The organism is uncultured Campylobacter sp. (genome assembly GCF_938045535.1).
Classification (GTDB): Bacteria; Campylobacterota; Campylobacteria; order Campylobacterales; family Campylobacteraceae; genus Campylobacter_B.
In genome coordinates this window covers 1-7468 of sequence record NZ_CALIMQ010000286.1, presented here as the reverse complement: position 1 = coordinate 7468, position 7468 = coordinate 1, and the positions used below count along the sequence as shown (strand labels likewise).

At 45.8% G+C, this 7468-nt stretch carries 6 protein-coding genes; all 6 read left to right on the top strand.

The annotated features are described in order from the left end of the window. Positions 1–151: 151 nt before the first annotated feature. The 6 genes from Q0095_RS08895 to Q0095_RS08870 all read left to right on the top strand — a co-directional run bounded on the left by Q0095_RS08895 (position 152) and on the right by Q0095_RS08870 (position 6962). Entirely contained in the window at positions 152–877 is a 726-nt protein-coding gene (locus tag Q0095_RS08895; protein WP_297883181.1) for a PD-(D/E)XK nuclease family protein, read from the top strand. Beyond that, a complete protein-coding gene (locus Q0095_RS08890) occupies positions 864–3782 on the top strand; it encodes a RecB-like helicase (RefSeq protein ID WP_297883180.1) in 2919 nt (972 codons plus the stop codon). Before Q0095_RS08895 ends, Q0095_RS08890 begins: the two co-directional genes overlap by 14 nt. Before the next feature lie 115 nt (positions 3783–3897). Continuing rightward, positions 3898–4323 carry a 50S ribosomal protein L13 gene (gene rplM, locus Q0095_RS08885; protein WP_005869672.1) on the top strand — a complete coding sequence of 142 codons (426 nt, stop codon included), beginning with the start codon at positions 3898–3900 and terminating at the stop codon, positions 4321–4323. 2 nt (positions 4324–4325) lie between these two features. Next, positions 4326–4715: a 30S ribosomal protein S9 gene (gene rpsI, locus Q0095_RS08880; RefSeq protein ID WP_005869670.1), complete on the top strand. Its 390-nt coding sequence runs from the start codon at positions 4326–4328 to the stop codon at positions 4713–4715. Positions 4716–4814: 99 nt separating this feature from the next. Beyond that, on the top strand, positions 4815–5837 hold the full coding sequence (locus tag Q0095_RS08875) for an OmpA family protein (protein ID WP_297883179.1): 1023 nt from the start codon (positions 4815–4817) through the stop codon (positions 5835–5837). 66 nt (positions 5838–5903) lie between these two features. Next, positions 5904–6962: an HAD family hydrolase gene (locus tag Q0095_RS08870; protein ID WP_297883178.1), complete on the top strand. Its 1059-nt coding sequence runs from the start codon at positions 5904–5906 to the stop codon at positions 6960–6962. The last annotated feature ends 506 nt before the right edge of the window (positions 6963–7468 follow it).

Below are 7468 nucleotides of genomic sequence, written 5' to 3'. Positions count from 1 at the left end.
GGGATGCGGAGCTTTGAGACGTAGGATTTTCCGTCGCGAAGCTCTGTGCTGCGGAGCTTTGAGGCGCGGTATCGTCGTAGGTTAAATTTAGCGATGCGGAATTTTTGGGCGAGAGGAATTTAAGCCTGTATTATGCGGACAAGAAGATCCCGTGACTCGCCATGATTTTTTTGCCGAGGAGCTGTCGTTTTCGCGGCTGGATACGTTTTTAGAATGCAAGAGGAAGTATTATTACCGCTACGTTTTCGGACTGAGGGAGGGGCTAAAATTCGGTGAGGACAATGCGCTTTTAGGTAAAATTTTACATACGAGTTTTCAGCGTTTATATGAGCGAGCAGGGATGAAATTTAGCATGGAAAAATTTCGCCCTATTTATTCGCAGCTTGCGCGAGAAGCGGGCATCGCGCGCTTTGATGCAGAGCTTGAGCTAAAAGCTGTAGAAAAGCTAGCTAGGCTTTTAGAAGAGCATGAGCAAATTTGGAGCTTTAGCGGCAGTGAAGTATCGCTAAAAGGCGAGCTTGACGGAGTGCGGCTAAGCGGGCGGATCGACCGCATTGACGAAGACAAGGCAGGGCGGAAGTTTATCATCGATTACAAACGTGGTTCAGCTAAAAAACATATGGAAAAATTCCAGCTTACGTTTTATCGCGCACTTTTGGCTCAGGAGTGCGAATGCGCCTATCTGTCGCTAAAAGACTGCGCGTTTGCGGCTCCTGGTGACAAAACGCCTAGCTTAGAAAATCTGCGCGAGACGCTAAGCTCTATCGGCAAGGAATTTGCAAGCGAGGTTGCTTTTACGCGCACGGAAGTGGTGCAAAGCTGCGAATACTGCGATTATAAAATCATTTGCAAGGGGCAGATCGATGGCAAAATTTGAAAATTATCTGGCGCTTGAAGCAAGCGCAGGCAGCGGCAAGACCTTCAATCTCGCGGTCAGGTTCATCGAGCTGGTGCTAAAAGGCGAGCCGATCAATGAAATTTTAGCTCTTACCTTTACCAAAAAAGCTGCTGCTGAGATGAAAACGCGTATCGTAGAGAAATTTCAAAATTTGCTTGTCGTGCGCGACGGCGCCCTTGTGCCAAGCCCCGAGCTGGAGCAAATTTGCGCTGATTTGGGGCTAAGCGCGGATGAGGTTTTGGCAGCTCAAGAGCGGCTGAGCCCAAAATTTTTAAGCGAAAGTTTAAATATTTTTACCTTCGATGCGTTTTTTGCAAAAGCTCTGCGCTCGTTTGCGCTAAACAGCGGCATTGACCCAAGCTTTGAAAACGATGAAGGGATTTTGGGTGTGCAGCAGGCGGCGTTTTTAGGCGCGATTTGTAAAAACGAAGCGCTACTAAGAGAGGTCGTGGATTATGTAAGCGACTCAGGAATGACAAAGAACGAGTTTTTAAATAGCTTACAAAGCATTTGGAGAGGCGATATAAGCATAAATCCGCCCACGCTTCCCGCAAGCTCCGCGCTAGCAGAGATAAATGAAATTTTATCCTGCTTGCAAAAAGCGGCGAGAGATGCGGGCGTAAGCGCTGGAGCCGTAAATGGGCTAAGCCCTGTTAGTGATCTGTCAAAATTATCCTCTGGTTTCATTCTTTCGGCTCTTGCCAATGGCAGTTTCGATTATCCGCGTTCGCAGCTTAAAAAAATTTCGCATCTTGACGGCGAGCTAGCAAGGCTGAAAGACGCCATAGCTCGCGAAATAGCGTGGATGGATGCGATATATGCGGCTAAGCTGGCAGGACTAATTAGAATTTATGCCGAAGCGCTTAAATCGGTGCAGCGCAAAAGTGGCAAGCTTACATTCGGTGATGTCACTGCAGCCGTGCACTCGCTGCTAAATCCAAGCGCAGAGGCGTTGCAGGGCAATCGCGAGCTTTTGTATTTCAGGCTCGATTCTAAAATCACGCATATTTTAATTGACGAATTCCAAGATACCGACATTTGCCAGTATGAAATCATGCTGCCGCTAATCTCTGAAGCGCTTGCTGGTAAAGGGGCGGAAGAGCGCTGTGGCAGCTTTTTTTACGTAGGCGATAAAAAACAGAGCATCTATAAATTTCGCGGCGCGGAGAGAAAAATTTTTGATATTTTGCGCGAGCAGTTTAGTCAAATCAAAACGCAGAGCCTGCCGCGCAATTATCGCAGTTTAAAACTTATCGTAAAATTTGTAAATGAGATCTTGCGCGATAAATTTGTGTCTTATGAAGATCAAATCGCGGCAAATAAGCTAGATAGCGATCTGCCTGCTTCGGTGCTGCAAAAAATCAAGGACTATCCGCTTTCTCATCCGCGAATGCCGCTATTTGAGGTGCAAAGCGACGATTACGGCTACGTAGCAGCGTTTTCATACGACGACGTGCTAAAGGGGGCTGTGGAGCAAGCGCGCAGGCTTATTGAGGAGTGTGGCGTGAAAGCTGATGATATTGCGATTTTATGCTGGAAAAACGAGCATGTAAGCGCGCTAAAAGAGATGCTATCGGAATTTTGCGAGGTTTGCAGCGGCTCAAATAAGGCTCTGCGTTGCAGCGAGCAGATAAATGCCGTAATTCAATACGCGAAATTTTGCGTAGGTGGCGATGAAATTTATTTGCGAAACGCCGAAGCGATTTTAGGTAGGCGGCTTAAAAAAATAGCGGTCGATCTGCATAAAAATGCGCAAAAAACGGCAGAATTTATCGCTAGCTCACTGAAATTAAATTTCGTCGATCCAGATCTACTGCTGTTTTTCGAGACGCTGGCAAAATTTAATAGTTTTAGCGAGTATCTGTTTGCAAACGACGAAACGGAGGTATTTGCCAAGGAACAAAGCGGCATTAAAATTATGACCGTGCATAAGTCCAAGGGGCTTCAGTTTCCGCATGTAATCGTCTGCGACCGCATCGGAGGAAAAGACCGGGGCGAGAGCTCAAAGCTCGCGACGGACTATGATTTTACTACGCATAAGTGGAGAATTTTTTATAAATTTGCGAGTAGAAAGAGCCTGGATGCGGAATTTGCAGCATTAATGGATGAAAACGATCGCTCTGCGCATGAAGAGGACATAAACAAGCTCTACGTAGCATTTACACGCGCTGAACGCTCGCTCATCATCGTAAAACGCTCCGAGGAAAAAATAGATCAATACAATTATAGCTTTTTTTCGCCTTACGCTAAAAAGACCAAGGGCGCGGGCGTCGTGGAGTGGCTGGATATCCCGGATTTTCAATACGGCTACGCAATCCCAAGCTCCGTAAAATCAGAAGAGCAGTCGTCGCGAAAAAAGATCGCGCTAGTAGCGGGCGAGCCTCAAGGCGCGCAAGAAAAAGCAGGCGGCGGCGAAACGGAAGCGCTAAGCGCGATATATTTCGGCGAGGCGCTGCACTATGCTCTGGAGATGAGCGAAGGCTTTGGGCCGGATGAAATTTTGCGAGGAGTAAGCCTGGCAAGAGGCTGCTACGCTAAATTTTTAAACGATGCGGATTTTGAAAACATCGCGGCGCGAGCGCTTGGTCTAAGCAAAAACGAGGAATTTTTAGCTCTAATAAAGGGCGCTCAAGCTTATAAAGAGATGCCGATCAAAAGCGCGGAGGGTGAGCTTTTGCGCGTGGATCTGGCGTGCTTTGGGCAGGATGAAATTTTACTTTTTGATTACAAAAGCTCCGAAAAATACCTCGCGCAAAACAAAGCGCAAGTGGCGCGGTATAAAAGCGTGATCCGCGGGTTTTATCCGAATGCGCGGGTGCGTGCCTTCGTGCTGGTGCTGGAAGCTGCGGGCGCTAGGCTGATCGAAGTGAATGAGGAGAGATGAAATTTTAAAATTTAGATGAAATTTGAGCGCAGATAGATTAAATATAGCTTAAATTAAGCTATACGTAAGGATATTTCTATATAATCACAGCTCAAATTTTAATAAGGCGGAAACCATGACAGAAATTACAAAGCCTAGCGAAGTTAAGCGCGACTGGGTCGTTATCGACGCGACCGACAAAAGATTCGGTAGAATGCTTACCGAAGTCGCCGTATTGCTACGCGGCAAACACAAACCAAGCTATACTCCAAACGTGGATTGCGGAGACTACGTCGTTATCATCAACGCTTCAAAAGCCGTATTTACCGGCAATAACAAAGGCGACGACAAACTTTATCACAGCTACTCGGGCTATTTCGGAAGCGTAAAGAGCGTGAAATTCCAAGACCTGCTTAAAAACAACCCCGCAAAGCTCTATAGACTTGCGGTTCGCGGTATGCTTCCTAAGACGAAGCTCGGCAAGGCGATGATCAAAAAGCTATTCGTATATGAAGGCGGCGAGCACCCTCATACTGCGCAAACAACTAAAAAAGGAAAATAATCATGGCGACAATTTATGCAACCGGAAAGAGAAAAACTGCCGTAGCTAAGGTTTGGGTAAAACCTGGAAGCGGCAAGATCGTAGTAAATGGTATGGATCTAAACACTTGGCTAGGCGGTCACGAAGCGATCAAACTAAGGGTTGTTCAGCCGCTTTTGGCTACTAAACAAGAGACCTCAATGGATATCACCGCACAGACTTTAGGCGGCGGATATTCGGCTCAAGCGGATGCGCTAAAGCACGGAATTTCAAAAGCGCTTGCCGCGATGGATAAAGATTTTAGAGCGGCTCTTAAGCCAAAAGGTCTGCTAACTCGCGATAGTCGCGTGGTCGAGCGAAAGAAATTCGGTCGCCGCAAAGCGCGTAGAAGTCCGCAGTTCTCTAAGAGATAATGTTTTTTACAAATTTGTGGCGAAATTGTCGCGAATTTGTAAATTCTTTAAAAATTTTATGGTAATATCGAATTACAACTTTATTTGAAAGGATGTTTAATGAAGAAAGTTCTACTTGCATTAAGCTTATGTGCATCTAGTGCGTTGCTCGCTAGCGATGCTGATTATCACTGGGAGATTACCCCTACTGTTGGCGGAATGACTCATGAGGGAAATATGGATTTGGATTCGAATTTTATGTTCGGTCTACGCCTTGCTAAAAACCTACAGAATTCATTCATTGATCAATTAGAAGCAGGTTTCGATTACTCTCGCCATATTGGTGTAGAGGATCTAGCTTACAGAGCCGGCAATGCTAAGCCTAGCGCTAGATACTACCACATCAATGCTGTAAAAGACTTGGTAAATTTCACCGATAATTTCAAATTATACGGCTTACTAGGTCTTGGCTATATGGATTACACTAAAGACGTTTACAACGATGGTGATCAAGATAGCGGCTTCGGTCAATACGGCTTGGGTCTAAAATACTATATCACCGACAACTTTGCTACAAAACTTGAAGCACGCGATGCTATCAGATTTGACGACGGCAACCACGTATTATTCTATACTCTAGGCTTTGCCGTTGATTTTGGCAAGAGATATGCTGACGCAGCCCCAGCTGCCGCTCCGGCTCCTACAGGCTGCAAAGACGCAGATAACGACGGCGTATGCGATAATGTCGATAGATGCCCAGGCACGCCTGCTGGCGTAGTTGTAGATGAATATGGTTGCGAGAAGGTTATTAGATTAAATTTGGGCGTAAATTTCGCTACAGATAGCTCAAAAATTTCTCCTGAGTTTATGAACCAGATCAAAAACGTAAGCGACGTGCTAGTAGCTCACCCTGATTACAAAGTAATTCTAGAGGGTCACACCGATAGCACCGGCTCGAATGCATATAATCAAAAGCTTTCCGAGCGCAGAGCTGCTGCAGTTGGAGGTGCGCTTAAGAGCTTCGGCGTAGATGCTAGCAGAATCACCACTGTAGGATACGGCGAGACTAAGCCTATCGCTACAAACGCTACTAAAGCAGGCCGCGCTCAAAATAGACGCGTTGATGCTAAATTTAGAAAATAATCTTTTCTAGATCCACATAAGCGGAGCTTCGGCTCCGCTTTTTTTATATCCAAATTAAATTTTAAAATGCCAAAATTCCAAATTACACTGCTTTTCGATCTGGACGGCACGCTCATAGACTCCACGCCCGCGATACTGGACGGCTTTCACTACGCGTTTGCGCATTTGGGCACTGCAGAGCCTAGCGACGAAGCGATTAAAAGGCTTATCGGGTATCCGTTAGAAGTTATGTTTGAACGTCTAGGTGTGACGCGCGATGTGCAGAATTTCGTGCTCGCCTACAAACAGCGATACGCGCAGATATTTTTGGACCAGACCGTTTTGCTAAGCGGTGCGTATGAGGCGGTTCGTGCGGCGAGCGAGTTTGCAAATTTAGGCGTCGTAACCACTAAAACGTCGAAATTTTCTAAAATTTTATTGCAGCATCTGGGTATCGCGGAATTTTTCGGCACCATTGTCGGGCGAGAGGACGTGCGAGATCCCAAACCAAGCGCCGAACCGATCTTAAAGGCGCTCGAAAATTTAGGAATTTGCGGCGCGACCGCTAGCCAAAGCCCGCATGCGGCTCGCGGTAAAACTCACGATGCGACTGCCGATAAAAATACAAGTGCTACTAACAGGAGTACGATTTTGAGTGAAATTCCGCCATCCGATCTACCGAGTATTCTTGCGCTTGATCCTGATCCTAGCAAAGTTTACGAGCAAAATTTAAGCAGCATCGCGAGTCAAAATTCTGATAGAATTTCGTTTAAAAATTTAAGCGAAGTAAAGAGCGATAGACATGAGGCTGGCGATAAGAGCCAAAAGAGCGGTATCGGCATCGAGGGCGAGAGCTATAAAAGCGGTGCGCGCGGCGGTAAAATTTATGATGCGCATGAGCTAAATTCCACTCCTTGTTATGACAAAATTTGCAGTGACGAAATCCTGCTTTCTGTTAGTCAAAATATCTTTATGATCGGCGATACGTCGCTTGACGCCATTTCGGCAAAGTCGGCAGCGGTGCGAAGCGTGGGCGTAAGCTGCGGCTACGGCAGCGCCTCGGAGCTACGGGCGCATTTTGAGCTCGTATGCGCGGACGCAAAAGGGGCAGTTGAGCTGATACGCGAAATTTCATCGAAATTTTAGGCGCGACGGAGCGAAATTTTACCTAGTTTTGATGCGCTATTTTTACAAATATTTAAGCGAATTCGCGCTCGAGATTTAAAATTCCAATTAATTCGCTTTTTAAACAGCACGCGATATAAATGTCCGCGCTATTTAGCTGGAGAGCAAGACGCTTTCTAAGTGTTCAAACGATAGGCGGAGTTAAATTTCGCATATTTCTACTCTGGTCTAGCAATAGCCTGTGCCGAACTAACAATGTATGGGAATATTTCACTTTGCCCATAGTACTTGATCTGATTTGTCAATGTTCGGTATTAACGACGTATGGGAAAATTTTGCTACCTCGAGTAATTGTGTTTTATTCATTTTCGGTTTGTATCAACACAATGTATGGGAATATTTCACCGCAGTCAAATTTTATGTAATTTCGCAATATCTTTTGAGTCTGCGAATGGATTTTGCAAAAAATTTAATGTAAGCTTCGCACTCAAATTCTGGCTTTGATTTTAGTTAAACCCAACTTAATC

Bases quoted from the DNA above. Each gene is read 5' to 3' on its own strand.
- Q0095_RS08890 (WP_297883180.1), top strand. From the start codon at position 864: ATGGCAAAATTTGAAAATTATCTGGCGCTTGAAGCAAGCGCAGGCAGC.
- rplM (WP_005869672.1), top strand. From the start codon at position 3,898: ATGACAGAAATTACAAAGCCTAGCGAAGTTAAGCGCGACTGGGTCGTT.
- rpsI (WP_005869670.1), top strand. From the start codon at position 4,326: ATGGCGACAATTTATGCAACCGGAAAGAGAAAAACTGCCGTAGCTAAG.
- Q0095_RS08875 (WP_297883179.1), top strand. From the start codon at position 4,815: ATGAAGAAAGTTCTACTTGCATTAAGCTTATGTGCATCTAGTGCGTTG.
- Q0095_RS08870 (WP_297883178.1), top strand. From the start codon at position 5,904: ATGCCAAAATTCCAAATTACACTGCTTTTCGATCTGGACGGCACGCTC.